Here is a 25,261-nt window from a genome sequence, read left to right as displayed (position 1 = left end):
GAGCGGGATGTCGGAAATCGCGCATAGGGTGCTGAGTTGATGGCCGTTTCGCGCATTTGGCGGCTACACGCGCCGCGCCCGATTGGCTATGATGGTATCCAAGGGTGGTGAGGGCGCATGAGCGACAGATGTACCGACACGCTTCCGGTGCTGGAGGGGAAACTCGCCGTGATCCTGGGCGAGGATTTGGCGGTTAGTCTGATTCGCGCCGCGCGGCATCGCGGGGAATGGGGCCTCGACATGCAACTCGCCATCAATGACGGGTTGGAGAGCCTGCCGCCGGAAAGGCGGGCGCGCGCGCTGGTCTTGATCGACCAGCTTCTGGCGGAAGGGCGCGGGCGGCAAGCGCAACAAGACTGATCGTCCCGAGTTGCTCGTGCACCCTGAACGAAACCGTCATAAACCGTAACAGTCGGTAAAATCCGGTAACAGCTTGTGACTTGGCCTCGGACATGGGCTGTGGCACGTTCTGCCCGGTTTCCGGCGGGTTTAGAGACGGCGCGCCGGGCCCCCCTTCCACGATCCGAACGATCCCGAGCCGAGAGCGTTATAGCCCGTGCCGACATCCCCATCCCTCAAGGAACCGATCGCGGCCGTTCTTCTGGGGGCCGGTCTCGGCACCCGGATGAAATCCGCGCGGCCCAAGGTCCTGCATGAGATCGCGGGGCGTCCGATGATCGGCCATGTGCTGGCCGCCATCGAGGGGCTGGCGCCCGCGCGGCGGGTCGTCGTCTCCGGACCGGATACGCAAGCCCTGCTGGCCGGGGCCGTGGCGCCGGTTCCCGTCGCCGTGCAGGCGGAACGGCTTGGCACCGCCGACGCGGTCAAGGCGGCGCGCGCGACGCTCGACGGGTTCGCGGTGGGCACGGTGTTCGTGCTGTTCGGCGATACCCCCTTCATCCGGATGGAGACGCTGCGTGCCATGGCGGCGGCGCGGGAGGAGGGCGCGGGCGTCGTCGTCCTGGGCTTCCGCGCGGCGGACCCGACGGGTTATGGCCGCCTGATCCGGGACGAGGGCGGCGCGCTCGCCCGTATCGTCGAGCATCGCGACGCCAACGCGGAGGAACGCGCGGTCGATCTCTGCAATGCCGGTGTCATGGCGATCGAGGCCGGCCGGCTCTTCCGCTGGCTCGACCGGATCGGCAACGACAATGCGAAGGGTGAGTATTATCTGACCGATATCGTCGCCCTGGCGCTGGCGGATGGGGCCCGCGCCTCGGTAATCGAGGCGGCGGAGGACGAATTGCTCGGCGTCGACAGCAAGCGCGACCTGGCGGACGCGGAGGCGCGCTGGCAGCGCGCGCGCCGTATCCACGCGATGGAGGAGGAGGGGGCGATCCTCCTCGATCCTCAGAGCGTGTGGTTCAGCCACGACACGGCCCTCGCCCGCGATGTCAGCGTCGGCCAGAACACCGTCTTCGGTCCCGGCGTGACGGTCGGGGAGGGGGCGGTGATCAAGCCCTTCTGTCATCTGGAAGGGTGCGTCGTGCATGCGGGCGCGACCATCGGCCCCTATGCCCGGCTGCGCCCCGGCAGCGCGATCGGGGAGGGCGCGCGCATCGGCAATTTCGTCGAGGTCAAGAATGCCCGCTTCGCCGCCGGTGCCAAGGCGAACCACCTGAGCTATATCGGCGACGCCGAGGTCGGGGCGGAGGCCAATATCGGTGCCGGGACGATCACCTGCAATTACGACGGCTATTCCAAATATCGCACCCTGATCGGGCCTCGGGCCTTCATCGGCTCCAACAGCGCGCTGGTCGCGCCGCTGGAGATCGGGGCGGGCGCGCTGGTCGCCGCCGGGTCCACGGTGACGGAGGACGTGGCGCCGGACGCGCTCGCGCTTGCCCGGGCACGGCAGGAGACCCGCGACGGCGGCGCGGCACGCTTCCGTGAGGCGAAGGCGGCGGAAAAAGCCGCCCGCGAGAAGAAATCCAAATAGAAAGGTCGGTCTATCAAGCCATGTGCGGCATCATCGGGATTCTCGGCAAGCAGGAGGCGGCGCCCCGCCTGATGGACGGGTTGAAGCGGCTGGAATATCGCGGCTATGATTCCGCCGGTATCGCGACCCTGGTCAACGGCCGGATCGATCGCCGCCGCGCGGAGGGAAAGCTCGACAATCTCGCCCGCGTGCTGGAGGGCGAGCCTCTGACCGGCACCGCCGGCATCGGCCATACGCGCTGGGCGACCCATGGCGTGCCGAACGAGGCGAACGCCCATCCCCACGCGACGGACCATGTCGCCATCGTCCATAATGGCATCATCGAGAACTACCAGGAGCTGCGCGAGCGGGTGGGCGACCCGAGCCTCTTCCTGTCCGAGACGGATACCGAGGTCGTCGCCCATCTGGTCGGCGCCTATCTGGCCCAGGGGCTCTCGCCGGAGGAGGCGGTCGATTGCACACTGCCCCTCCTGGAAGGAGCTTTCGCCTTCGTCATGATCTTCGCCGGCCATCACGATCTGATGATCGGCGCGCGGCGGGGCAGCCCGCTGGCCATCGGCTATGGCGAGGGGGAGATGTTCTTCGGGTCCGACGCGCTGGCGCTGGCGCCGTTGACCAAGCGGATCTGCTATCTGGAGGAAGGCGACTGGGCCGTGGTCCGGCCCGATGGCGCGACGATCCGGCAACTCGGCGAGGATGGGCGGAGCCGCCCGGTCGAACGCGCGGTGCGGGAGACCGCCGTCTCCGGCGCCATGATCGGCAAGGGCAATTACCGCCATTTCATGGAGAAGGAAATCCATGAGCAGCCCGCCGTGATCGGCGATACGCTGCACAGCTATCTGAACCCGGCGGAGGGGACGCTGACCCTGCCGGGATTGCCGATCGATCCGGCGGCGGTGCCGAAGGTCACGATATCCGCCTGCGGCACGGCCTCCTATGCCGGGATGGTCGGGAAATACTGGATCGAGCAATTGGCGCGCCTGCCGACCGAGGTCGATATCGGCTCGGAACTGCGCTATCGCGAGACGCCGCTGCCGGAAGGCGGCCTCGCCCTTTTCATCAGCCAGTCGGGCGAGACGATGGATACGCTGGAGGCGCTGCGCTATGCCAAGCGCGCGGGCCAGACCATCCTCTCCATCGTCAATGTGCCGGAATCGACCATCGCGCGGGAATCCGACGCCGTGCTGCTGACCCAGGCGGGGCCGGAGATCGGCGTCGCCTCCACCAAGGCGTTCACCACGCAATTGACGGTTCTGGCCGCGCTCGCCATGGCCTTCGCCAAGGCGCGCGGCACGCTCGACCGCACGCGGGAGGCGGCGCTGGCCGCCGCGCTGGCGGAGGTGCCGGGCCGCGCGGCGGAGGTGCTGAACCATGACGCGCATATCGCCAGCATCGCGCGCGCCGTCGCGGACGCGCGCGACGTCTTCTACATGGGGCGTGGGACGGGTTATCCGATCGCACTGGAAGGGGCGCTGAAGCTCAAGGAAATCAGTTACATCCACGCCGAGGGCTATGCCGCCGGCGAGATGAAGCACGGCCCCATCGCGCTGATCGAGGAAGATGTGCCGGTCGTCATGATCGCGCCCTCCGGCCCGCTGTTCGACAAGACCGCCTCCAACGTGCAGGAGATGGTGAGCCGTGGCGGCAAGGTGATCTTCCTTTCCGATGCCGAGGGGCTGACCCGCATGCGCACGATGGCGAAGCCCTTCGCGGAAATCGAATTGCCGAAGGTCGACCCCTTCGTCGCGCCCATCCTCTATGCCATCCCGATCCAGCTTCTCGCCTATCACACGGCGGTGCTGAAGGGCACGGACGTCGACCAGCCGAGGAACCTCGCGAAGAGCGTGACGGTCGAATAGGCCCCCGAAGACACCGTGCGATGTTATGGGCGAGGGACGTTTCGCCCATTCCTCCCTGTCACCGGGTGCTTGGGTGCACGGTCGCGATCACGTGGACGGGTGGGAACTGGACGAGTTCTGCTTCCGCCGTCCGGCCATGTAACGTCGTCGTCATGTCGTGGGCGCGGTCCATGATGCCCCCGATATTTCGCAAGGCGGCGCCGACGGTGATATGCGGCACCCAGTTTCCGACACGGTGATGCATATGGACGGTATCGGTGGGGAACACCCGCACCAGCGTGTCGTGGAGGGTGAGAAGATCTTCCGTGACCACGGGGGCCAGGAAGATATAGGCAGGTTTTCCCGGGAAGACACCGACATGCGATATCTTGATGGGTGTTCGCGGGAAGGTGCCGGACAGCCCGGATAGGACCCGTGTCGCCTCCTCGGCCGGCATGGCATCATCCAGGATGGCAAGGGTCAGGTGAGGCGGATAGGGCAGGCGGGGCACCATATCCTTGTCAGTCGGGCCAAGATCCCGCCAGAACGATTCGATGTCCGCCGACAGGGCACGGTCCAACCTGATCGTTACGGCGAGAGGCATGCGCTATTCCTAGGGATCGATATCCCGTCCCCCTCCAATGCTTTAGTGATTGGGCACGGAAAGCGGGTCATATCGTCACCACGTCACCGGGAACACGTAGACGCGGCATTCGCTGGTGCCGTCGAGGTCGAAGAGATAGCCCTGATTGGGACCCTTCAGGTTGTTTGGATCGCGCAGGTTCATGCCGTTGGAGCCGGCGAAGCCGAAGCGCTTGCGCTCGCCGGACGGCAGATCCAGCGTGATGTGATAGCGCCCGCGCTTGCGCTGGTTGAAGCGATCGGTGGCGCAGGCGTTGGAGAGCGGCTGGGACAGGTTTTCCTTCAGCTTGCCCGCATCGGCCGCCATCCGCACCCGCGTGCCGAGGGCATCGAAATCCGGGACACCGTCCATCGCCGGCGCGTTATCGCGGGGAACCTCCAGACGCGGGCGGGTCTCGCCCGTGTCGTAGAGCGTCTGGGCGGATAGCTGTCCCGCGCCGGCGAGTAGGGCGGCGGCAAGGATCGTCGGCGCGAAGGGGCGGGTGATTGTTTCTGCCATCAGCTTGTTCATCGGTCGCCTGTTCATCGACCGCCGGCCTCCGGGTCGGGGAAGGCGGCCTGGAGCGCGGCGATGTCCCCGGCGGCCAGGCGGTCCACGATGAAGGGCACGTCCTCCGCTTGCGCGCCGAGCAGGAACGGCCCCCGGGGCGAGAGCCTGAGCGTCGGGCCGAGATGGCATCGACCAAGGCAATGGACGGGCTTGAGGGTCATGTCGGGCAGGGCGCGCGCCATTTCCTCGCCGAGCGCCTCATGGAGCCTCTTCGCCCCGCGCGCCCCGCAGGAGGGCAGGAAATCCCCCGCCCGGAAATTGATGCACAGGCGCAGCGTGCTGAAGCCCGCCTCCGACGACGCGTTCTCTTCCTGGCCCTTCCCTTGCCTGGACGTGGGGGGTGTATCCCTGTCCCCCCGGCTCGATTCTGGCCTATCGGTCATTTTCGGTCCCGTTCGCGCCGCTTCGTGCCGCCCGATCATAGCTGTCTCGCCCGACCGGGTCTTGCCCCATTGCGATATGGGCCCATCTAAGCGACAGATCATCCCGTGGAGACGGGATCACCACGATTTTCATCCGCCGCGACCGGCGGCGCACGCAGGCGCCACCCGCCGCGAAGGGGGCGGGTGCAACGGATAGGGGACAGCATCATCATGGCCGAGCGCGAGACGCAATACGACTACGACCTTTTCGTCATCGGCGCCGGGTCCGGCGGGGTGCGCGCGGCGCGCATGGCCTCGACCAACGGCGCCAAGGTCGCCATCGCCGAGGAGCGCCATCTGGGCGGCACCTGCGTCAATATCGGCTGCGTGCCGAAGAAGCTCTTCACCTATGCCGCCCATGTCGAGGAGGAGATCGAGGACGCGGCCGGCTATGGCTGGACGGTCGGTGAGCGGTCCTTCGACTGGCCGACCTTGCGCGACAACAAGACGAAGGAGATCGAGCGGCTGAACGGCATTTACGGCAAGCTGCTCTCCAATGCGGGGGTCACGCTCTATGAATCGCGCGCGGTGCTGCGCGACGCCCACACGGTGGATGTCGGCGGCGAGGCCGTGACGGCGGAGCGTATCCTGATCGCCGTCGGCGGCCATCCCAACCGGCCGAGCGAACCGGGCGCCGAATACGGCGTCGTCTCCGACGATATGTTCTATCTGGACACGCTGCCCCGGCGCGCGGTCGTGGTCGGCGGCGGCTATATCGCGGTCGAGTTCGCGGGCATTCTGAACGGCCTGGGCGTCGAGACGGTGCAGCTCTATCGCGGTGAATTGTTCATGCGCGGTTTCGACGACGAGGTGCGCGGGCATCTGGCGGGCGAGATCCGCAAGAAGGGCATCGATCTGCGCTTCAAGACCGAGGTCGAGAAGACCGAGAAGCAGGCCGATGGCTCGCTTCTCCTCCACCTCTCCGACGGTTCCACGCTGGAGACGGATCTGGTGCTCTACGCCATCGGTCGTTCCCCCAAGGTCGAAGGGCTGGGGCTGGAGGCCGCCGGCGTGAAGACCAAGCCCAACGGCGCCATCGTGGTGGACGCGGATTATCGCACCAACGTTCCCAGCATCTATGCCATCGGCGATGTGACCGACCGGATTCAACTGACGCCGGTCGCGCTGGGCGAGGGAATGGTCTTCGCCTACAACACCTATAACGGCGAAAGCCGGAAGATGGACTATCGCGACGTGCCGAGCGCCGTTTTCAGCGCGCCGCCGATCGGCACCGTCGGCCTGACCGAGGCCGAGGCGGTCGCCCAATATGGCGAGATCGACGTCTATCGCGCCGAGTTCCGCCCGATGAAGCATACGTTGAGCGGCAATGAGGAACGCGCGCTGATGAAGCTCCTCGTCGATGTGGCGAGCAACCGGGTCGTGGGCCTGCACATGGTGGGCCCGGACGCGGGCGAGATCGCCCAGGGCTTCGCCGTCGCCTTCCGGGCCGGCGCCACCAAGGCCGATTTCGACGCCACGGTCGGCATCCACCCGACCAGCGCGGAGGAATTCGTCACCATGCGCGAGGCCGCGCGGCGCGTGACCCGCGAACAAGCGAGCGCGGCGGCGGAGTAACGCACACCCCCACGACCCCGGGGCCCCGCCGCCCCGGGGGCGTTCATTGATCCTAGGCCCTTTTCCGGTGCCGTCGGGAGATTTCCAATCGTGTCCGCGTCACCGGTTACATCCTTCGGGATCGACTTCGGCACGTCCAATACCGTCGTGGCGAAGGCCGCGCCCGACAGCAATGGGGCGGTAGAGATTCTGCGCCTCGGCACGCCGCCGGGTGAACGGGGCGTCCATCCGTCGGTCCTCGCCTTCGAGGAGGCGGAGGAGCGGGGACGCCCCGTCCTGGCGGCGGAGACGGGCGATCGCGCGATCGATCTCGCCTCGCGCCATCCCGAGGATTTTCGCTACGTTCAATCCTTCAAGAGCTATGTCGCGAGCCATGCGTTCGACGGCACGCACATCCTCGGCCGGCGGTTCGAGTTTCCGGACCTGCTGAGCGCCTATCTGACCCGCGCCGGAATCGCCCGCCTGATCCGCGAGACGCCGGGACCGAAACGCGTGGTGGTCGGGCGGCCAGTTACCTTCCACGGCGATGCGCCGGACGACGATCTGGCCGTGTCGCGCTATCGCGCGGCCTTCGCGGCGGCGGGGATCCCGGATTTCGACCTCGCGCTGGAGCCCGTCGGTGGCGCCTTCTCGTTCTTTCGTGCGCTTCGCTCCTCGGTGCGCGTGCTGATCGCCGATTTGGGCGGGGGGACCAGCGATTTCGCCGTCGCGCGCTTCAGCCTGGGGGATGACGGCGTGCGCTCCGCCCTGCTGTCCCATGCGGGCGTGGGCATCGCGGGCGACCGGTTCGATTTCCGCATCGTCCAGAACGCGCTGCTCAAGCATTTCGGCGCCGGTACGGGCTATCGCAACGAGGGCAAGCTGCTGCCGGTGCCGAAGAACTACTATACCGCCCTATCGCAATGGCACCGGCTGACGCGGCTGCGCGCGCCGCGCTATCTGGATGCGCTCAAGGACATTCGACGAACGGCGGAGGCACCGGCGGCGATCGATACCCTGATCCATGCGATCGAGCATAATGCGGGCTTGGCGATCGCCCGGGCCGTCTCGCAGGCGAAGGCACGCCTGACGGAGGAGGAGACGGCGGAAGTCGCGATCGATCTGGGCGCGGCGCGGCTGCGCGAGACGGTGGCACGGGCGGATTTCGAGGCTTGGATCGCGGAGGATCTGGCGCAAATCTCCTCGGTCATGTCGCGCGCGATCGACGCGGCCGGTCTGCGCGAGACGGAAATCGACCATGTCTTTCTGACCGGTGGCACGTCGCTCGTGCCCGCCGCCCTCGGCCTGTTCGTCGATCGCTTCGGCGCCGGGAAAATCCGCGCCGGGGAACGATTCAGCGCCGTCGCCGAAGGGCTGGCGCTTATCGGGCGCGCGCCGGATTCGGACCTGTGGCTTGCGAGATAACGCCGGGTGGGTCTCGCCTGGACCGCGGCCCGCCTCCGGTGCGACGGAAGCGGGCCGCGTCCCGGGTCAAGCCGCCCGTTCCCGGAAGACCAGCACCAACCCGGCGATGATCGCGCCCAGCCCGAGCAATGCCGCGCCCGGCATCGGATTGCCGAGCAATGCCCAATCCATCGCCGCGGTGACGCCCGGCACGAGATAGAGCAGGCTGGTGACGTTCACGAGATTGCCGCGCGATATCAGCCGGTAAAGCAGGAATGTCGTGCCGACGGAGATGACCAGCCCAAGCCAGAGGACGGCGAACAGAAACGCCGGGTCCCATGTGGCCTTGAACGGCGCCACCGGCGCGACGGCGCAGATCAGGACCAGCCCGACGGCATATTGCATGGGAAGGACGGCCCAGGGTGCCTGCGTTTCGCGTTTCTGGGCGATCGCGCCGAGCGTGATCCCCAGGAGAGACAGGCAGGTAAACCCAATGCCGGGGATGGTGAAGCGTGCCGCCGCCAGACCGTCCCAGACGACGAGCGCCAGCCCACCCAGGGCGCAGAGAAGACCGCCCAGCCGCCGCGTGGTGACCCGCCGTTCCGTCAGGAAGACGGTCAGGATCGGTTGCACGCCCAGCATGGTCGCCAGCGCCCCCGGCGTGACCCCGTGGTCCAGCGCCAGGAGATAGCAGATCGAATAAAGCCCCGCGATGGCGAAGCCGACGAACGCGACGCGTGCCCTGCTTCCCCGTTCGGGAAGCAGCCTTCGGTTGGCGATCGCGAAGGTCGCGAGCACGCCCAGGGCGATGGCGTAGCGCAGGATCAGCAGGGCGAAGGGCGAGCCGTGACGAAGGCCGATTTCGGAGACGATCGCGCCGCTGCTCCACAGCAGCACGAAGGCGGCGGTCGGCGCGAACGCCGACGCATGTCGAGTGAACATGGTTGAAACACCTGAATATGGGGTCGTTGCATGCGCGTGGCCGGACGGCCGCGCGAGCGGATCGACTGGCTGGCTTAGCCGGCCGCGACGACCGGTGGCGGAGGCGACGCCGCATTCACGGCGCTAACCCGCGCGACCAGTTCAGGTGGTGCGATTGGAGGCGAAATGCCGGATGCGGAACGGCCCAGCAAAGGCGTGTGGCGATAAAGGGGCGTGTTCGGCATCATGGATGGTATTCTAGACGGGGCCCGAACGCACGGCAAGCACCCGGCAAGGCCGGCCATGGCGCGGCTCATGGTTTCGATTTCGGGCCGGACAAGTCCGTAAGGCGACGGGCATAGCTGACGCGTGCGCCCGGTGCCACCTTGTGGTAGCTATTCGACCTCGGGAGGGTCGTCGGTGAGAGGGAGCACGGACGTGGCAGGCAAGGGGCGTCTTTCGGTCCTGTGGTCGCGATGGCATGGCGCGGCGCGGCGGCGTGATCGTTGTTCCGCCCTGTTCGGGGTGACTTGGCGCGTGACCCTGGGCGCGTTGGTTCTCGTCGCGATGGCCTCGGCTCACCCGGCCAGGGCGGGCAGCGGCACGGCCGAGGACCCCTTCGTCATCTATATCGTCACTTGGCGCGGTTTGACGGAGGTGGAGGAGGGCTTCAAGGCGTCCTTCGCGGAGGCCGGTCTGTCGGTCGATTTCCGCCATCGCGACGTCGATCGCGAGCGCGCGAAATTCCCCGCCATCATCGAGGAGATCAAGCGCGAGCGTCCGGACCTCGTCTATAGCTGGGGCACGGGGCCCGCGCTGGCGCTCTCCGGCCGCTACGACGAAACGGACCCGGAGCGCTACATCACCGATATCCCGCATGTGTTCACCATGGTGACGACCGCGACCGGCGCGGGCCTCGTGCCCTCGGAGGAAAGCAGCGGGCGGCATGTGACCGGCACCAGCCACGTGCCGGGCGTGGAAACCCAGCTTCGCGCGATCCAGGCCTATCTGCCGGTCAAGCGCTTGGGCGTGATCTACAATCCGGGCGAAAGCAACATGGTCTGGACGGTCGAGCGGTTGCGCGAGGCGGCGCCGGCGCTTGGTATCGATCTGATCGAGCGCGCGGCCCCCCTCGACCCGGCGACGGGCAAGGCGATCGGCGGCGATACGCTGATCCGACTGATCCGGGAGGTCGCGGCGGAGAAGCCGGATGCGCTCTATATCGGGCCCGACAGCTATATCGGCTCCTGGGGCGCGGAATATGCCGAGGAGGCGCGGCGCCTGAAGCTGCCGACCTTCGCCGCGACCGAGCGCGTCATCCGCGAGAACGGCATCATGGCGGGGCTGGTCAGTTCGTTCATGGCGCTTGGCCGGTTCACCGGCTACAAGGCCCGGCAAATCTTGGTCGAGGGCAAGGCCCCACGCGACATTCCGATCGAGACGCTGTCGCGTTTCTCCTATGTCGTCAATATGAGGACCGCGCGGGCCGTCGGGGCCTATCCGCCTTTGGAGTTGCTGCGGTTCGCCGAAATCGTCGAGCCGGATGCGGCATGGTGAGGGGAAGATGAACCTAGCGGTACGTAAAGAGGAGCCGCCGCTGCATGCCAGCGGGCGGGTCGATATCGGCGGACGGGAGACCGATTTCGTCGTGCGCGTCATCGGGGCGGAGGATCTGGATGCGCTCGCCACCGCCCAGCAGGCCGCCGCCGCCGGCATCGCGGAAGAGGATTGGGACCTGTTCCATCCCCATCCGCGCGAGGAGATCGAGCTTTTCCTCGACGGCGAGGGGGCGATCTTCGGTCTCTTCATCGACGGCGCGCTTGCCGGCTATTGCATGCTGGGCCTGCCGCGTGCGCGGCTCGGCAATTTCGCCGACTTCCTGCCGCCGGGCAGTTCGGCCGTGCCGGCGGAGGAACGCCGGCTGGTCGCCCATATCGACGGTGTCTATGTGCCGCCCGATCTGCGCGGGCACGCGCTGCAACGGCTGTTGATCCGAGTTCGGATGGATCACGCGCTGGCGCGCGGCTGCCGGCATTTCCTGGCGAACGCCAGCCCGCGCAATACCGTCTCCGGCCATAACATGGCGCGCAGCGGCATGTTGGTTCGCGCGGTGGCGGAGATGCACCCGACCCCGCGCGGGCGGAAGCTGCGCTGCCTGTTCCACAAGGATGTCAGCCGCCCGGTCCATTTCGACCCCAATATCGCCCCCGTCGCCGTGCCGGCGATGGACAAGGCCGCGCAACAGGCGCTGATCGCCAAGGGGTATCTGGGCGTTGATTTCCACCGCCGCGACGGAGCTCCGATGATCCTCTACGCCCGCCCCCTCGCGCCGTAGGCGGAGGGCCGGGGCGCGCCTTGATCGGGGGGGGGGCGTAAAGTCCGAACGGAGGTCGTGTGCGCTTTTGACCCCAAGCTATACGGCGTGAACCGTCATATCCGTCATGCGTGCATCGGGCGACCAGGAAGAACCGGGTCACACGAAGTCCGGGCCGTGTACCCAGGCCACCAGGGAAAGTCGGTTGCCGGATATCACCGGGGCCACGCGGTGGATCGTATGGGCCGCGAATACCACCATCGTCCCTTGATCCCTTGGTGCCTGAAAGGGATGGCCGTCGGCGTTCAGTTCAAGCTCCCCACCCAGATAACCGGCCGGATCGGTCAGTTGCACGGATAGGGTTAGCTTCCGGCGGCCCGCGACGGCGCCGCGGCCACGATCGATATGCCAATTGTAGTAGTGACCGGGGCCGTAGGATGCGAGTTGCGTGCGCTCCTCGAACCCGTCGAGCACGAAACGGAAGCGGTCCCGGTTCGCGTCGCCCACCAAGCGCGCCATGCGTTGCGCGACCCACTCGAACTCTTCCCCGTCCGGAAGCCACACGAGGGACGACTGGCGTACCTCCGTATCGAACCTTCCGGCGACCAAGCCACCCTTTCGAGCGTTCATGGCCGAGAATGCCGTGCCGAGTCGTTCGCATTCACCTTGGGAGAAGGCGTCCTTGATGACGACCCAATGGCGTGGAGGTTTCCCTCTGCCCGGACCGGGGGGAAACTGAGAGTCCGATTTTATGGGAGACATTCGATGCGCCCGCATTTGCCCGCAACGTTCTTCGGTTCGTTCTATAGGCTCATTTTTGCACGGTGAGTAGCTGGAAAGTGCGGGCCTTGGTTGCTTGGACCCCGGTCGGATCGGGTTTTTAGGATATTGCCTTCCGGACAATTATCTGACTAAAGTCAGATAATGAATGTCGCCGAAACGGATATCGAAAGCGTTCGGGCTTTCAATCGGGTCGTCACGCGGCGGGTGGGGGCGTTGGAAAGCTCCTTCCTTGGGCGGGGGCGCCCGTTGGCGGAATGCCGGGTGCTGTTCGAAATCGGGCCGGGGGAGGGCGTGCGCGTCGCGGAACTGCGCGCGCGGCTCGGTCTCGATTCCGGCTATATGAGCCGGCTGCTTCGATCGCTGGGACGGGAGGGGCTGATCGTGCTTGCCCCCGATCCGGCGGACCGCCGGGTCCGGCGCGCGACGCTGACGGAGGCGGGCGCGCGCGAGTGGCGCACGCTCGACGAATTGTCGGACGGTTTCGCGCGCGACCTGCTGATGGCGGTCGATCCGCGCCGCCGGGAGCGGTTGGTCCGCGCCATGGCGGAGGTCGAGCGGCTGTTGACCGCCGCGTCGGTGGCGGTCGCGCCGGTCGATCCCGAGGCGGAGGAGGCGCGCGCATGCCTCGCCCGCTATGTGGAGGAGCTGTCGACGCGATTCGAGGCCGGATTCGATCCGGCGCGCAGCATTTCCGCCGCGGCGGCGGAGATGCGCCCGCCGCGTGGCCTTTTCCTCCTGGCCCGGCTGGATGGCCGGGCGGTCGGTTGCGGCGGGTTGAAGGCGGGCCGCGAAGGGGGGGGCGAGGTGAAGCGCATGTGGGTCGCGCCGGACGTGCGCGGCCTGGGCGTCGCCCGGCGCCTGTTGGCGGCGATCGAGGAGGCGGCGGTGGATGAGTTTGGGCTCGACACGCTCCGGCTCGAAACCAACGGCGCGTTGCGCGAAGCTCAGGCGCTTTATCGCGCCAGCGGATATCGAGAGGTCCCGGCTTTCAGCGACGAACCCTATGCCCACCACTGGTTCGAGAAGGATCTGTCCGCGCGGGCGTGACGCCGCCGGTCTTTCAATCCCGGGTCCGCTGTGGAAAAGTGACGGGGAGGCGCTTATATGTGCGCCTTCGCCGTGATTCATGAAGGCGCGGCGCAAACCAACAAGCGATGACGCGGGTTTTTGAAGGAACGGACGTTATGGCGGGCAATTGGACTCCGCGAAGCTGGCGCGAAAAGCCGATCAAGCAGGTCCCGGACTATGCGGATCAGGCGCAGTTGGAAGCGGTCGAGCAGCAGCTCGCCGCCTATCCGCCGCTGGTCTTCGCGGGCGAGGCGCGCAAGCTGAAGAAGTCCCTGGGCGAGGTCGCGGAGGGCCGCGCTTTTCTGCTGCAAGGGGGCGATTGCGCGGAAAGCTTCGCCGAGTTCAGCGCCAACAACATCCGCGATACCTTCAAGGTGATGCTGCAGATGGCGGTCGTGCTGACTTTCGGCGCGGCCTGTCCGGTGGTGAAGGTAGGCCGTCTGGCGGGGCAGTTCGCCAAGCCCCGCTCCGCGCCGACGGAGACGCAGGACGGCGTCGAACTGCCGAGCTACCGCGGCGACATCGTCAATGGCATCGATTTCGAGGAAGGCGCCCGCCGCCCCGATCCGGAGCGCATGGTGCGTGCCTATAATCAGGCGTCCTCGACGCTGAACCTGCTGCGCGCCTTCGCCCAGGGCGGTTTCGCCGACCTGCATCAGGTGCATCAATGGACGCAGGATTTCGTTTCCAACAGCCCGGCGGGCGAGCGGTACCGGGAACTGGCCGATCGCCTGACCGAATGTCTGAGCTTCATGTCGGCCTGTGGCCTCACGGCCGACCGGGTGCCGCAGATCCAGGAGACGGACTTCTACACCAGCCATGAGGCGCTGCTGCTGTGGTACGAGCAGGCGCTGACCCGGCAGGACAGCATCACGAACAAATGGTACGATTGCTCGGCCCATATGCTCTGGATCGGCGATCGCACGCGCGAGCCGGACAGCGCGCATGTGGAGTTCCTGCGGGGCGTCGAGAATCCGGTCGGGATGAAGTGCGGCCCCTCGCTCGATCCCGACGATCTGCTGCGCATGATCGATATCCTCAATCCCAGGAACGAGCCGGGGCGCCTGACGTTGATCACCCGCATGGGCCACGACAAGGTGGAGAAGCATCTGCCGGCCCTGATCCGCGCCGTGGAGCGCGAGGGCCGGAAGGTCGTCTGGTCCTCCGACCCGATGCATGGCAACACGATCAAGGCGGAGAGCGGCTACAAGACCCGTCCCTTCGACCGCATCCTGGCGGAGGTCCGGTCCTTCTTCGATGTGCACGCGGCCGAGGGCACCTATGCCGGCGGCGTTCATTTCGAGATGACCGGCCGCGATGTCACCGAATGTCTGGGTGGCGCGCAGGCGATCACGGACGACGGGCTCTCCGCGCGGTATCACACCCATTGCGATCCGCGTCTCAACGGGCCGCAGGCGTTGGAACTCGCTTTTCTGATCGCCGAGCAACTCAAGACCGAGCGGGCCGCGCTGGCCCAGAGCCTCGCGGCGGCGTCCTGACGGTCGTTCGTTCGGTTCCTGGAAAAAGGGTATGACCGATGGCCGGCGGGCCACGGCGTCTTGTGGGGATGAGGCGATGAGCAGCGATCGGCGGGACAGCACGGGCGTCGGCGGGGCGCTCACCGGCCGCGACGACGCGGAGGTGCGGCGTTGGACCGATGCCTATTTCAACCGGACGAAAACCACGATCGAGACGTTCGGCGATTGCGAGGTCACCTACGCGGTCTTCATGCGCCGGCCGGTGGTCTCCGCGCCGCGCCTGGCGATCGAATGGCTGGAGGCGATGGCGAAGCGTCGCGGCACCGCCTTCCGGATCGACTTGAACTATGCCGAGGGGCGCTGGGTCGGCGCGGGCGAGCCGATCCTCTATATCACCGGCTCCTTCCGGCATCTGGTCGATCTGGAGACGCTGCTGCTGCAGAAGATCGGCCCGGCCTCCGTCGCCGCCTATAACGCCTTCACCATGTGCCAGGAACTGCCGCGGGTCGCCTTCCTGGCGATGGATGCGCGCCATTGCGCCGGCGCGGAGATGGCGGAACTGATGGCCTATGCCGCTTCCGTCGGCTCGGACCGGGCGAAGCGCAAATCCGGCGCCGTCGGCTTCGTCGGCAACGCGACGGATGCGACCGCCCATTATTTCGGACGCGACGAGGGGCTGGGTACCATGCCGCACGCCCTGATCGGCTATGCCAACTCCACCGTGCGCGCGGCGGAGATGTTCCATGAAGCGCATCCCGATACCAACCTGGTCGTTCTGGTCGATTATTTCGGGCAGGAGGTGACGGACGCGTTGGCGGTTTGCGAACGGTTCCGCGACCTTGCGGCGGAGGGCAAGCTCTCCGTGCGATTGGATACGCCGGGCGGGCGGTTCTGCGAGGGGTTGGACCCGGCGGCTTCCTATGCCGTGCTCGACCGCAACGCGCCCCGCGCGATTCGCGGCTACCGGACAGAGAACGAACTACGCCACCTGATCGGCGCCGGCGTCTCCGCGGCCGCGATCTGGCATATGCGGGAGCGGCTGAACAGCGCCGGATTCGACAAGGTGAAGATCGTCGCGTCCTCTGGCTTCAACCCGGAAAAATGCAAGACGATGGCGCTCGCCGACACGCCGATCGACGTGATCGGGTCGGGTTCCTACCTGCCGGACCGCTGGTCGGAGACCTATGCGACCGCGGATATCGTCGCCTATGACGGTGAGTCGCGCGTCAAGGTCGGGCGGGAGTTCCTGCTGCGCCGACCGACCGAGGAGGAGGACGCCGACCCATCGGAGCGACGGGCCCGGGCGGCGATCGGCGCCGGCTATGGCGGGCCGACCGCTGGTGCCGTCTCCGGCAAGGCCAGCGGCAGCGACGCCCCGCCGAATCCAATCGCGCGCGGGCGTGGGTAGTCTTCCCATCGCCCGGACCTCCTTTTCCACACTGGCGAAATGGTACTGGCGAAACGGCACCGGGGAAATGGCGGAGTAAGACCCGTAGTGCGCGGATTCTCAGCGCGCACGCACGGCAGGGTCGCATTTTTTTCGCCGAGCCCTCAACTTTAAGCTTAACAATTCGAAATCATGTCCCTATCATCGGTTTATCCGCAGCGGACGGTTTTCCCTCCTGTTTACCGTCCGGCCCGCAAGGCGGCGGCGCGCGAAATGGGGACGGCTTTTCCCAGGGGCCTACCCGTCTGACGGTTCGCAAGGGCCGGCACGCGCGCCGCCGTCGTTTTTCGGCATCGGTTTCTCCCGGATCACGCATGAAGAAGCCCCGACGCGCGCGCCGGGGCTTCATGGAACGATAAGGTCCGTGTCGCCTAGTAGGAGATGCCGAGGGCCTCTTCCGCTGTCTGGAAGTCGTAGCCGAGCGTTTCGGCGACGGCCTTATAGGTGACCGTTCCCTCATGGACGTTGAGTCCCTGGCGCAGATTCCGGTCCTCGGCCATCGCCTGACGATAGCCCTTGTCGGCCAGCGCGAGCGTGAAGGGCAGGGTCGCGTTGTTGAGCGCGAAGGTCGAGGTGCGTGCGACGGCGCCCGGCATGTTCGCGACGCAGTAATGCACGACCCCTTCCTCGACATAGGTCGGATCGGCATGCGTCGTCGGACGAGAGGTCTCCAGGCATCCGCCCTGGTCGATGGCGATATCGACCACCACGGCCCCGTCGGGCATGGTCTTCAGCATGTCGCGGGTCACCAGCTTCGGCGCGGCGGCGCCGGGGACCAGAACGGCGCCGATCGTAAGATCCGCTTCCTGCACGCCCTTCTCGATCGCGTCGACGGTGGAGTAGAGCGTCCGCACCCGGCCCTGGAACAGGTCGTCGAGTTGCGCGAGGCGCGCCGTGCGGCGTTCCAGGATGGTGACGTCCGCCCCCATGCCGACCGCCATGCGCGCCGCGTTCATGCCGGAGACGCCGCCGCCGATGACCAGAACCTTCGCCGGCGGCACGCCCGGCACGCCGCCCATCAGCACGCCGCGCCCACCTTGCGCCTTCTCCAGGCAATGGGCGCCGGCCTGGGCGGACATGCGGCCGGCCACCTCGCTCATCGGAGCCAGCAGCGGCAGGCCACCGCGCTCGTCGGTCACGGTCTCATAGGCGATGGCGGTCGCGCCGCTCTTCACCAGGAGTTCGGTCTGCCCGGGGTCCGGGGCGAGATGCAGGTAGGTGAAGAGCAATTGCCCCTTGCGCAGCTTCTCGCATTCGAAGGGCTGCGGCTCCTTGACCTTCACGACCATTTCCGCGTCGGCGAAGACGGCGTCCTGATCCGGCACGATGCGCGCGCCCGCCGCTTCGTACTCCGCGTCGGCGGCGCCGATGCCGCCGCCTGCGCCGGTTTCCACCATCACCTGATGGCCGTGATGCACCAGTTCGCGCACGCTCGTCGGCGTCAAGCCCACGCGATACTCGTGATTCTTTACCTCTTTCGGAACACCGACCAGCATTTCCGTCACCCCGTTTTCTTAAGCGCCTGTTGCGAGAAGGCGGTCTCCGCCGCCTGATTATTCGGGGAGGATAGCCGGAACGGGTAGGGAATGTCCTTGCGTAGTAGTGGGACGGACTCTCTCTTTTTGGCGATATTTTGCGTTGAAGGAACAAAAAATGGGGATATCGTGCAATTATGGACTTCGATGCTCCTGATATCCGCATCCTCGAGGCGATTCAAGATGGCGCCCGGATGACGCTGGCGGAGTTGGCGGAACGGGTCGGCCTCTCCGCCTCAAGCTGCCAGCGCCGATTGCAGCGGTTGGAGCAGGATGGTGTGATCGAGCGCTATAGCGCGATCCTGAATGAGAGCCGCCTCGGCTATCAGTCGAGTGTCTTCGTCAAGATCACGCTGGATTCCCAGACGGAAGCCGCGCTCGGCGCCTTCGAGGCGGCCGCGGCCGATTGTCCGGGCGTGGTCGATTGCTTCCTGTTGGCGGGGGAGGCGGATTATCTGATGCGCGTCGTCGTGCGGGACATGCGGGATTTCGAGCGCATCCACCAGCGTCATCTTTCGCGGTTGCCGCATGTGCAGCGGATCCAGTCCAACGTGGCCCTGCGCCCGGTGGTCCACCGTAGTGTGCCGATCCCGGGGACGGCGCGGGAGCCGCGTTGAACGGGGCCTACTCGAAATCCTCGAGGAGGAGGCCGAGGCGGGAACAGACGCCGATGATCTGATCCCGCTCGCTGCGGGCGTAGTCGCCGTCGGCCTGGCTGACGGCCAAGCATATCCTGACCAGAAGTTCCCCGGACTCCGCATCGTCGGCCATCCGTTCCACGGTATCGAGCGCGGCTTTCCGCCCCTTCACCGGGTTCTCCCGAATACCGTCGACATAGGCGTTGAAGAGGTCGATCGCCTCGTGCACGTCGAACAGGCTCAGGCGGTCGATTGCTTCCAATACGTCGTCGATGCGGCTTTGCTCCGACAGCGAGACCTTTCCGTCGGCCATGGCAACGAGCGCGCAGGAGGCCATGCAGGCATCTAGGAATGGCTGCTGGCGGTGACGTTCCAGCATCTCCTCGATGGATTTCTTCAGCGTGTCGAACATAGGGGCCGGGCGATCCTGCGCATGTCCCGGCCGACGGCGCGGCGGAGACGAAACTCGAACAAGGCGGGAGTTTCGCGCAAAGGCCGTGCCACGGTCAATCACGCGTGCGCGGTTCTTCGTCGCGCGCGGCCATGTCGCGCTTCTCAACGGCTTCACGCACCGATGTCTGGTGTCGATCTGGTGGAGACGGTGTCGCGCGCGGGCGGAGGGGTGTCGCTTTCGCCTGGGCAAGGGGCGCGCGCGGGCCTATCCTAGGCTCTATCGTGAGGCGGTTCCCCGATGCAAAGGGGACGAAGAGGGAATCCGGTGCCGATCCGGTCGGGAAACCGAACGGAACCATGCCGGAGCTGCCCCCGCAACTGTAAGCGGCGAGCCTCCTGCCATGATGCGCCACTGGCGCCGACCGGGCCGAACAGGCCGGGGACGCGTCCGGGAAGGCCGGCAGGATGCGCCTTGACCCGCGAGCCAGGAGACCTGCCGCCTCGTTGGCCCATTCGTTCGACCGGGCGGGGTGTCCCGGGAGGAGGTAGCTCATGACGCATGCCGTCGCGCCGTCGTCGCGTTCGTTCGATCATCATTTGTCGCCGTCTCTGTTCGGCCTGTCGGAAGTGGCGCTGCGGCGTCTCGATCCCAGCGCATGCCTGCGCCGCGCCTTGTTGGAGGAGACTCCCCCGCGCGGTCGGGCCGAGGAGGTACTGCTTGCCTGGTTGATCGCCTTGCCGCCGGGGATCGACCCGGCCGAGGCCGCGGGCCATCTCGCGCCCGGAGCGCCGGAGGGCGGCATGCATCCCGAAATCGAACGATTGCTGGGCTTGCTCAAGGAGGTGGCCCGCTATCCCGCCGCCAGGCTTTCCCGCCGCCGCGCGCGGGGATAGGATCGGTGCCAATAACGAATAAGTAGCGGACCACGGCGGTCGGTGGAGGTATGTGCATGCCCTATGTCAGACGCGGATCGGACGGGGCGGTTCTGGCGGTCCAGGCGGAGCGGAGCGAGGAATGCCCGCAGTTCCTGTCGCCGGACGATGCGGACCTCGCCGTCTTCCTGGAACAGGCCGGAATAGGTTCGGGCGCCCGCGACCCGCGTAACATGCTGGCGCAGAGCGACTTGGAGATGTCGCGCGTGCTGGAGGATCTGATCGATCTCCTGATTCGCAAGGGTGTGTTGAGCCCGGGTGAACTGCCTACCACGGCGCGCGACAAGTTGAGCCGGCGGCGGGAATTGCGTGGCCATTTGAAATGGCTCGCCGACATCGTTGGCGGCGATAAGATCGGGTGACCCGGATGACCGGCGGACCCGGCGAGTGTGCGAGGAAACGGTGGAAAACCGGCAGGAAGATGCGCGGGGGCAGGAGATAGCGGGACGTGATGGGTCGGAAAGCGCCGGCGAGGCCGCGGCCGAAGACGGTGTATTCCGGTTGGAGGCGTTCCTGCCCTATCGATTCGCGGTGTTGGCGGCCACGGTCAGTCGCGCGCTGTCGACGATCTATCGCGATCGGTTCGGATTGACGATTCCGGAATGGCGCGTGATAGCGAATCTCGGCCGGCACCGATCGTTGGCGGCCAACCGGATCACCGAACTCGGCGCGATGGATAAGGCGAAGGTCAGCCGCGCGGTCGCGCGCCTGGTCGATGCGGGGCTGGTCGCCCGCGCCCCGGACGGGCACGACAATCGTCTCGTGATCCTCAGCCTTACGGAGGAGGGGGAGCGGGTGCATCACGAGATCGGCCCCTTGGCACTTGCCTGGGAGCAGGATTTGGCAAGTGTCCTCGACGCGGAGGAGCGCGTCGTGCTCGACCGGGCGCTTACGAAATTGACGGAACGGGCGTTTCAGTTCCGCCGGGAGTCGGACACCGACGGCGATTGATATGGAGACGCGGCCGGCTGGGCGATGGCGAGGGGTTATTCCCCCATCTCATGGCCGGGCTTCCATTGCGTCGGCCAGGGATCGCCCAGGTCGGTCAGGCTGACGGCGAGGCCCTCGACCTCGATACGGATCGCGCGATCCTCGGCGAATTGCAGGTGGATCGAATCGGGTGCGCCGTCCCCGCCCGCCGCATAGGCGACGGCGAGAAGGGAGAGCAACCGCTCCCTGTCGCCGCCGGGACTGATACCCTTGCGGCGTACGGCCTTCACCTTCTCCACCCGCAGGGCCGCGTGCGTGCGGGCATAGGGGGGGCCGTTCTTCGCCGTCTCCCACTTGAAGCGGTTGAGCGCGATCGCGAAGGCCTTGTCCTCGGGCCAATAGGCCATGTCCGCCGGCGGCACGATCGCATCCTGCACCATGCTGGACAGGACGGAGAGATCCTCCAGATCCTGCGCCACGAGCTTGAGCGGGCCGGACATCGTTTCGGTCATGGGGTCGTGCATCCTTAAACCAAGTGCATTGACGTTTCCGGACTCGTCGTCACGACGACCAATGCCGCCACCGGGGAACTATACCGATCACGCTTGCCGGGTCCACCGTTGCGGCCGACAGGGCCATAAAGCGACCATGTGCTCATGGCTATACGGTGCGCGGGAAGGGGGAGGAGGAGGGGCTACCGGCCCGCCACGCGTTCGATATCCGCGCCGCAGGTGGCGAGCTTCCGCTCCAGGCGCTCATAGCCGCGGTCGAGATGATAGACGCGGTTGATCACCGTCTCGCCCTCCGCGACCAGTCCGGCGATGACCAGGGACATGGAGGCGCGCAGGTCCGTCGCCATGACCTCCGCCCCGGTCAGGCGCGCGACACCGCGCACCATCGCCGAGCGGCTGTGCAAATTGATATTCGCCCCCATGCGGCATAGTTCCGGCACATGCATGAAGCGGTTCTCGAAGATCGATTCGGTGATCATCGAGGCGCCTTCCGCGCGGACCAGCATCGCCATCATCTGGGCCTGCAGGTCGGTGGGAAAGCCGGGATAGGGCTCCGTCATCACATCGATCCCGACGACGCGGGGACAGCGCACGCGCACCCGATCCGCCTCGCAGTCGATCACCGCGCCGGCCTGACCCATCGCGCGGAAGACCTGCTCCAGCATGTCGGGCCGCGCGCCCAGCAGCGTCACGTCGCCACCGGTCGCCGCCGCCGCCATGGCGAGGCTGCCGGTCTCGATCCGGTCCGGCGGCACGGCGTGGTTGGCGGTGCCCAGGCTCTCCACGCCCTCGATCACCAGCGTGTCGGTACCGATACCGGAAACCCGCGCGCCCATGGCGTTGAGGCATTCGGCGAGGTCGGTAACCTCCGGCTCGCGCGCGGCGTTCTTGAGGCGGGTGGTTCCTTGCGCCAGACATGCGGCCATCAGGAGATTCTCGGTCGCGCCGACCGAGACGAAGGGGAAGACGATATCCGCGCCGGTCAAGCCGTTCGGGGCGTGGGCGAGGATGTAGCCCTGATCGAGTTCGATCTCGGCGCCGAGTTGTTCCAGCCCCTTGAGATGCAGGTCGACCGGCCGCGTGCCGATGGCGCAGCCGCCGGGCAGGGACACGCGCGCTTGGCCGTGCCGTGCGACCAGCGGGCCCAACACCAGGACGGAGGCGCGCATCTTGCGCACGATATCGTAGGGCGCGGTCGTATTGTTCACGCCGCGCGCGTCGAGGGTGGCATTGCGGCCGGACACGCCGTCCTCCGGCTCTTCCAGCGTGATGGTGACGCCGTGTTGTTCCAGCAACGCCTTCATCGTCTCGATATCGGCAAGGCGCGGCATATTGGCGAGGATGAGAGGCTCGTCGCTCAACAGCGCCGCGGTCATCAGCGGCAGGGCCGCGTTCTTGGCCCCGCCGACCCGGATCTCGCCGACCAGGGGACGCCCGCCCTTTATCCGGATGCTATCCATGCCGGCGGCGCCGGTTCGTGCCGGCTCGATAAGGGGCGAAAGATCGTGCGGGGCCATGAAGGGACTTCTCCGAAACGCTGAGTTGAAAAGCGGCACGCCGAGCGTCGATGCAAGGCATGGGCGCGAGCGTGGTTAGGGAAAGGGGCGAAATCATGACCGCGAGGGGGGCTCGTTCCGCCCACCGTCATCCGCCGTGTCGCGGCGTGCCCGCTGCTGGGCCTTCCGCCGCGCGAGATTTTCGCGCAGCTTCGCGGCCAGACGGTCCGTCGCCGGGTCCGATGCCGGTTGACCGGCGCCGGATTTCCCGGACCCGCGGGTGGTTGGGCGGTCGGCGGGGCTCATCCTTTCGATCGACCTCTTGATGGCGCGCGTATCTTTGCTGCGGGGCGTCCGGAAGAGGCCCGTCCGATGAGACGGGAGCGGTCACCTTTCGTGCCCCGATGTTCAGCGCGCGCCACTATACCGGGCGTCGGCGCACGGTCAATCAAGGGCGGATACGCGCCGGGGCAAGGGCGAATATATGCTGGGCGGGGGGTGCGCATTTCCGGGCACGACCCGCTTGCAGCCCGCGACCCCCTATGGCATACACCGCCGCGCATCGGGGGATGTGGCGCGTACGCCCCTCCTTTGCCATTCGAGCTGCAGTAGCTCCAGCGGTAGAGCGCGCCCTTGGTAAGGGCGAGGTCGGCGGTTCGAATCCGCCCTGCAGCACCACCAAAAAGCCCCGGGAAACCGGGGCTTTTTGCTTGTTAAGGGGCATGTGCCCGATGGCGCGCCTCTGTGGCGAGGGAGCGCCGGGCTCCATGCCCGGCGCATCCCGATGTCATGCCTTCAAGGTTGGCATGGGACTTGTCCGCTGGGCTCAGTGCGCCAGCATCTCCTCCACGATCTGATCCGCGCTCAGTTCGGAGGGGTAGTAGGTCGGCCAGTTCGTTACCTCGTCCAGAAGCGCGGCGCGGTCGCCCCCCCAATACAGGTGATAGTGATCCGCCTTGGCGGGCGCGATGCGATGGTCGCTGAACTGGATGAACGCCGGCGCTTCCTCGTCGCCGCCGACCTTCTTGAAGATGAAGCGGACGCCGCGGTTGCCGGCCTTGTAAGTCAGCACCTCGTAGCCGTCATCCTCGTACCGTCCCTGAACCGGTTCGTCCGGCCCGAAGAAGGTGACGCTGTCGCCGTCGATCACGATGCGGTCGACATCGGTTTCGTATCCGACCTCGTAATAGGCGCGGTATTCCTCGGCGGTCTTCTCGCCGTGCGTGGCCTTGTGCGCCATCACCGCGTCGAGCGTCCCGTCCAGCAGATAGGGATAGACCGACTGCCAGTCGCCTTCCCAGTTCGAGAGAGGGCGACTCGCGATCTGGTCATCGTCGAAATAGCCCCTGTAGATATCGTCGGAACCGTGCTCGTGCCCATCATTGGCGGATTGCGCGAGCACTGGCGCCGCGATGGCGAGCAATGCGCTGGCCGCGAGCGCGCCCAGGAAACCGGTGACCGTCCTTCTCATGTGGTTCTCCATCGTCAGAGGGGATGTCTTGCATGGTGAATGTTATGTTATTACATAACGTATTCTGCTTAATGGGGGACGCGCGTTATGGCAATAGGCGCATTGCCCTCCGTCGAAGCGGGGTGAATATGCCGGGTGGCGGAGTGCTTCGCGGGCTAGAACCGATTGCGTATCGTTTCCGGTGCCGGCGCGCCGAATCGCGATCAAGGCGTGGGCATGGGAGGGGCGGATCGTGCTGCCGGCCTGGATATTCTCGTCCTGACGTTCGCCTCGTCGCGCGCCGCGCGCGCCATGATTCCGGCGTCCCGGAAGGAAGGTGATCGCCGGCTCACAGGGGAACCCAGACTTCGAGAGGAGGCGGGAAGGAGGGAACGTGGCCTGTTCGTGTCCCCGGCCGGGACGTGCCAGGGGGGCGGCGCGCGCACCCCGGCTCGCGGGAAGGAATTCTTTGTCCGTACGCCCTTCCCTTCCCAACCGCGTCGCACAATATTACCCTCACATGGCTAGCCTGAGGCTGGAAGGTCTTTCGCCGGCCGACGGGACCTTTCCAGCGGGATCATCGAACGGGACGATATGACCGAGAGACCGCACCGCGACTGCCCGCGCCCTCTTCCGATCGCCGTCAGCACCTTGATCGTGCGCGCCGGCGATGACGAGGGCGTGGACGACCCCCGCGCGCCGACCGGGCCCGGGGGAGCCGTCGTCACCAAGACCAAACCGAAGACGAAGAAGCCTTCGATGTATAAGGTCTTGATGCTGAACGACGATTACACACCGATGGAATTCGTCGTTTATGTGTTGGAGCGTTTCTTCTCCAAGACCCGCGACGAGGCGACGCAGATCATGTTGCATGTCCATCATCGGGGGGTGGGCATATGCGGCGTCTATACCTACGAGGTGGCCGAGACCAAGGTCACCCAGGTGATGGACACCGCGCGAAAGGAAGGACATCCGTTGCAATGCACGCTGGAGAAGGATGCGTGAGGCGACGGT

25 protein-coding genes, 1 tRNA gene and 1 riboswitch are annotated in these 25,261 nt (G+C 66.5%); of the genes, 16 read left to right on the top strand and 10 right to left on the bottom strand.

Annotated elements, in window-relative coordinates; translation table 11 throughout:
• Positions 1-117 precede the first annotated feature (117 nt).
• From KAJ83_RS11485 to glmS, 3 genes are all read left to right on the top strand, one after another.
• Positions 118-360 carry a hypothetical protein gene (locus KAJ83_RS11485; RefSeq protein WP_210682223.1) on the top strand — a complete coding sequence of 81 codons (243 nt, stop codon included), beginning with the start codon at positions 118-120 and terminating at the stop codon, positions 358-360.
• Positions 361-556: 196 nt separating this feature from the next.
• Positions 557-1,939 carry a bifunctional UDP-N-acetylglucosamine diphosphorylase/glucosamine-1-phosphate N-acetyltransferase GlmU gene (glmU, locus tag KAJ83_RS11480; RefSeq protein ID WP_343221992.1) on the top strand — a complete coding sequence of 461 codons (1,383 nt, stop codon included), beginning with the start codon at positions 557-559 and terminating at the stop codon, positions 1,937-1,939.
• Positions 1,940-1,959: 20 nt separating this feature from the next.
• Positions 1,960-3,798, top strand: a complete 1,839-nt coding sequence (glmS, locus tag KAJ83_RS11475) for a glutamine--fructose-6-phosphate transaminase (isomerizing) (RefSeq protein ID WP_210682222.1) — start codon at positions 1,960-1,962, stop codon at positions 3,796-3,798.
• A 58-nt stretch (positions 3,799-3,856) separates the two neighbouring features.
• On the opposite strand, the gene KAJ83_RS11470 is transcribed toward glmS, so the two are convergent.
• The 3 genes from KAJ83_RS11470 to KAJ83_RS11460 form a co-directional block, all read right to left on the bottom strand.
• Positions 3,857-4,381 carry a 2'-5' RNA ligase family protein gene (locus KAJ83_RS11470; protein WP_210682221.1) on the bottom strand — a complete coding sequence of 175 codons (525 nt, stop codon included), beginning with the start codon at positions 4,379-4,381 and terminating at the stop codon, positions 3,857-3,859.
• A 75-nt stretch (positions 4,382-4,456) separates the two neighbouring features.
• Complete coding sequence (locus KAJ83_RS11465) at positions 4,457-4,918, bottom strand: hypothetical protein (RefSeq protein WP_210682220.1); 462 nt, start codon at positions 4,916-4,918, stop codon at positions 4,457-4,459.
• A gap of 23 nt (positions 4,919-4,941) precedes the next feature.
• Complete coding sequence (locus KAJ83_RS11460; protein ID WP_210682219.1) at positions 4,942-5,352, bottom strand: (2Fe-2S) ferredoxin domain-containing protein; 411 nt, start codon at positions 5,350-5,352, stop codon at positions 4,942-4,944.
• Between the two features lie 210 nt (positions 5,353-5,562).
• On the opposite strand from KAJ83_RS11460, the gene gor reads away from it, so the two are divergent.
• Complete coding sequence (gene gor, locus KAJ83_RS11455) at positions 5,563-6,966, top strand: glutathione-disulfide reductase (protein WP_210682218.1); 1,404 nt, start codon at positions 5,563-5,565, stop codon at positions 6,964-6,966.
• A gap of 90 nt (positions 6,967-7,056) precedes the next feature.
• Positions 7,057-8,370 (top strand): Hsp70 family protein, encoded by a 1,314-nt coding sequence (locus KAJ83_RS19650; RefSeq protein WP_210682217.1) that lies wholly within the window; start codon positions 7,057-7,059, stop codon positions 8,368-8,370.
• Between the two features lie 66 nt (positions 8,371-8,436).
• On the opposite strand, the gene KAJ83_RS11445 is transcribed toward KAJ83_RS19650, so the two are convergent.
• Positions 8,437-9,291, bottom strand: coding sequence for a DMT family transporter (locus tag KAJ83_RS11445; protein ID WP_210682216.1), 855 nt, complete (start codon positions 9,289-9,291; stop codon positions 8,437-8,439).
• A gap of 417 nt (positions 9,292-9,708) precedes the next feature.
• Between KAJ83_RS11445 and KAJ83_RS11440 the strand changes: the two genes are divergently transcribed.
• Positions 9,709-10,827 carry an ABC transporter substrate-binding protein gene (locus tag KAJ83_RS11440; RefSeq protein WP_210682215.1) on the top strand — a complete coding sequence of 373 codons (1,119 nt, stop codon included), beginning with the start codon at positions 9,709-9,711 and terminating at the stop codon, positions 10,825-10,827.
• A 7-nt stretch (positions 10,828-10,834) separates the two neighbouring features.
• Entirely contained in the window at positions 10,835-11,605 is a 771-nt protein-coding gene (locus KAJ83_RS11435; RefSeq protein WP_210682214.1) for a GNAT family N-acetyltransferase, read from the top strand.
• A 138-nt stretch (positions 11,606-11,743) separates the two neighbouring features.
• Here KAJ83_RS11435 and KAJ83_RS11430 read toward each other — a convergent pair whose 3' ends face one another.
• A complete protein-coding gene (locus KAJ83_RS11430) occupies positions 11,744-12,214 on the bottom strand; it encodes a 2OG-Fe(II) oxygenase (protein WP_210682213.1) in 471 nt (156 codons plus the stop codon).
• A gap of 294 nt (positions 12,215-12,508) precedes the next feature.
• Here KAJ83_RS11430 and KAJ83_RS11425 point away from each other — a divergent pair, with 294 nt between their 5' ends.
• The 3 genes from KAJ83_RS11425 to KAJ83_RS11415 all read left to right on the top strand — a co-directional run bounded on the left by KAJ83_RS11425 (position 12,509) and on the right by KAJ83_RS11415 (position 16,321).
• Entirely contained in the window at positions 12,509-13,414 is a 906-nt protein-coding gene (locus tag KAJ83_RS11425) for a bifunctional helix-turn-helix transcriptional regulator/GNAT family N-acetyltransferase (protein ID WP_210682212.1), read from the top strand.
• Positions 13,415-13,551: 137 nt separating this feature from the next.
• Entirely contained in the window at positions 13,552-14,934 is a 1,383-nt protein-coding gene (locus KAJ83_RS11420) for a class II 3-deoxy-7-phosphoheptulonate synthase (protein WP_210682211.1), read from the top strand.
• Between the two features lie 76 nt (positions 14,935-15,010).
• Positions 15,011-16,321 (top strand): beta/alpha barrel domain-containing protein, encoded by a 1,311-nt coding sequence (locus tag KAJ83_RS11415; RefSeq protein ID WP_246484463.1) that lies wholly within the window; start codon positions 15,011-15,013, stop codon positions 16,319-16,321.
• A gap of 410 nt (positions 16,322-16,731) precedes the next feature.
• Here KAJ83_RS11415 and ald read toward each other — a convergent pair whose 3' ends face one another.
• Positions 16,732-17,856: an alanine dehydrogenase gene (gene ald / locus KAJ83_RS11410; RefSeq protein ID WP_210682488.1), complete on the bottom strand. Its 1,125-nt coding sequence runs from the start codon at positions 17,854-17,856 to the stop codon at positions 16,732-16,734.
• 176 nt (positions 17,857-18,032) lie between these two features.
• Here ald and KAJ83_RS11405 point away from each other — a divergent pair, with 176 nt between their 5' ends.
• A complete protein-coding gene (locus KAJ83_RS11405) occupies positions 18,033-18,512 on the top strand; it encodes an Lrp/AsnC family transcriptional regulator (RefSeq protein WP_210682210.1) in 480 nt (159 codons plus the stop codon).
• Between the two features lie 7 nt (positions 18,513-18,519).
• Here the strand turns inward: KAJ83_RS11405 and KAJ83_RS11400 are convergent, their stop codons facing one another.
• The gene (locus KAJ83_RS11400; RefSeq protein WP_210682209.1) at positions 18,520-18,945 is read right to left on the bottom strand and encodes a tellurite resistance TerB family protein; all 426 of its coding nucleotides are present in this window, start codon (positions 18,943-18,945) and stop codon (positions 18,520-18,522) included.
• 252 nt (positions 18,946-19,197) lie between these two features.
• Positions 19,198-19,441: riboswitch (cobalamin riboswitch) on the top strand.
• Positions 19,442-19,478: 37 nt separating this feature from the next.
• On the opposite strand from KAJ83_RS11400, the gene KAJ83_RS11395 reads away from it, so the two are divergent.
• The 3 genes from KAJ83_RS11395 to KAJ83_RS19645 are packed head-to-tail and all read left to right on the top strand — an operon-like array spanning position 19,479 to position 20,810.
• Positions 19,479-19,820 carry a hypothetical protein gene (locus KAJ83_RS11395; protein ID WP_210682208.1) on the top strand — a complete coding sequence of 114 codons (342 nt, stop codon included), beginning with the start codon at positions 19,479-19,481 and terminating at the stop codon, positions 19,818-19,820.
• A 56-nt stretch (positions 19,821-19,876) separates the two neighbouring features.
• Positions 19,877-20,221 carry a hypothetical protein gene (locus KAJ83_RS11390; RefSeq protein ID WP_210682207.1) on the top strand — a complete coding sequence of 115 codons (345 nt, stop codon included), beginning with the start codon at positions 19,877-19,879 and terminating at the stop codon, positions 20,219-20,221.
• Between the two features lie 25 nt (positions 20,222-20,246).
• Positions 20,247-20,810: a MarR family winged helix-turn-helix transcriptional regulator gene (locus tag KAJ83_RS19645; RefSeq protein ID WP_210682206.1), complete on the top strand. Its 564-nt coding sequence runs from the start codon at positions 20,247-20,249 to the stop codon at positions 20,808-20,810.
• Positions 20,811-20,845: 35 nt separating this feature from the next.
• Here the strand turns inward: KAJ83_RS19645 and KAJ83_RS11380 are convergent, their stop codons facing one another.
• Both KAJ83_RS11380 and murA read right to left on the bottom strand, forming a co-directional pair.
• Complete coding sequence (locus tag KAJ83_RS11380; protein WP_210682205.1) at positions 20,846-21,301, bottom strand: DUF2948 family protein; 456 nt, start codon at positions 21,299-21,301, stop codon at positions 20,846-20,848.
• A 182-nt stretch (positions 21,302-21,483) separates the two neighbouring features.
• Entirely contained in the window at positions 21,484-22,761 is a 1,278-nt protein-coding gene (gene murA, locus KAJ83_RS11375) for a UDP-N-acetylglucosamine 1-carboxyvinyltransferase (RefSeq protein WP_210682487.1), read from the bottom strand.
• A 638-nt stretch (positions 22,762-23,399) separates the two neighbouring features.
• Between murA and KAJ83_RS11370 the strand changes: the two genes are divergently transcribed.
• Positions 23,400-23,475 (top strand) — tRNA-Thr (locus tag KAJ83_RS11370).
• Between the two features lie 148 nt (positions 23,476-23,623).
• Here KAJ83_RS11370 and KAJ83_RS11365 read toward each other — a convergent pair.
• Complete coding sequence (locus KAJ83_RS11365) at positions 23,624-24,268, bottom strand: ZinT family metal-binding protein (RefSeq protein ID WP_210682204.1); 645 nt, start codon at positions 24,266-24,268, stop codon at positions 23,624-23,626.
• A gap of 573 nt (positions 24,269-24,841) precedes the next feature.
• On the opposite strand from KAJ83_RS11365, the gene clpS reads away from it, so the two are divergent.
• Positions 24,842-25,252 carry an ATP-dependent Clp protease adapter ClpS gene (clpS, locus tag KAJ83_RS11360; protein WP_210682203.1) on the top strand — a complete coding sequence of 137 codons (411 nt, stop codon included), beginning with the start codon at positions 24,842-24,844 and terminating at the stop codon, positions 25,250-25,252.
• Positions 25,253-25,261: the final 9 nt, after the last annotated feature.

The organism is Marivibrio halodurans, assembly GCF_017963645.1.
GTDB classification, from domain to species: domain Bacteria; phylum Pseudomonadota; class Alphaproteobacteria; order UBA8366; family Aestuariispiraceae; genus Marivibrio; species Marivibrio halodurans.
Note: the sequence above shows the minus strand (reverse complement) of the source record. Positions and strands in the feature narration are given on the sequence as shown.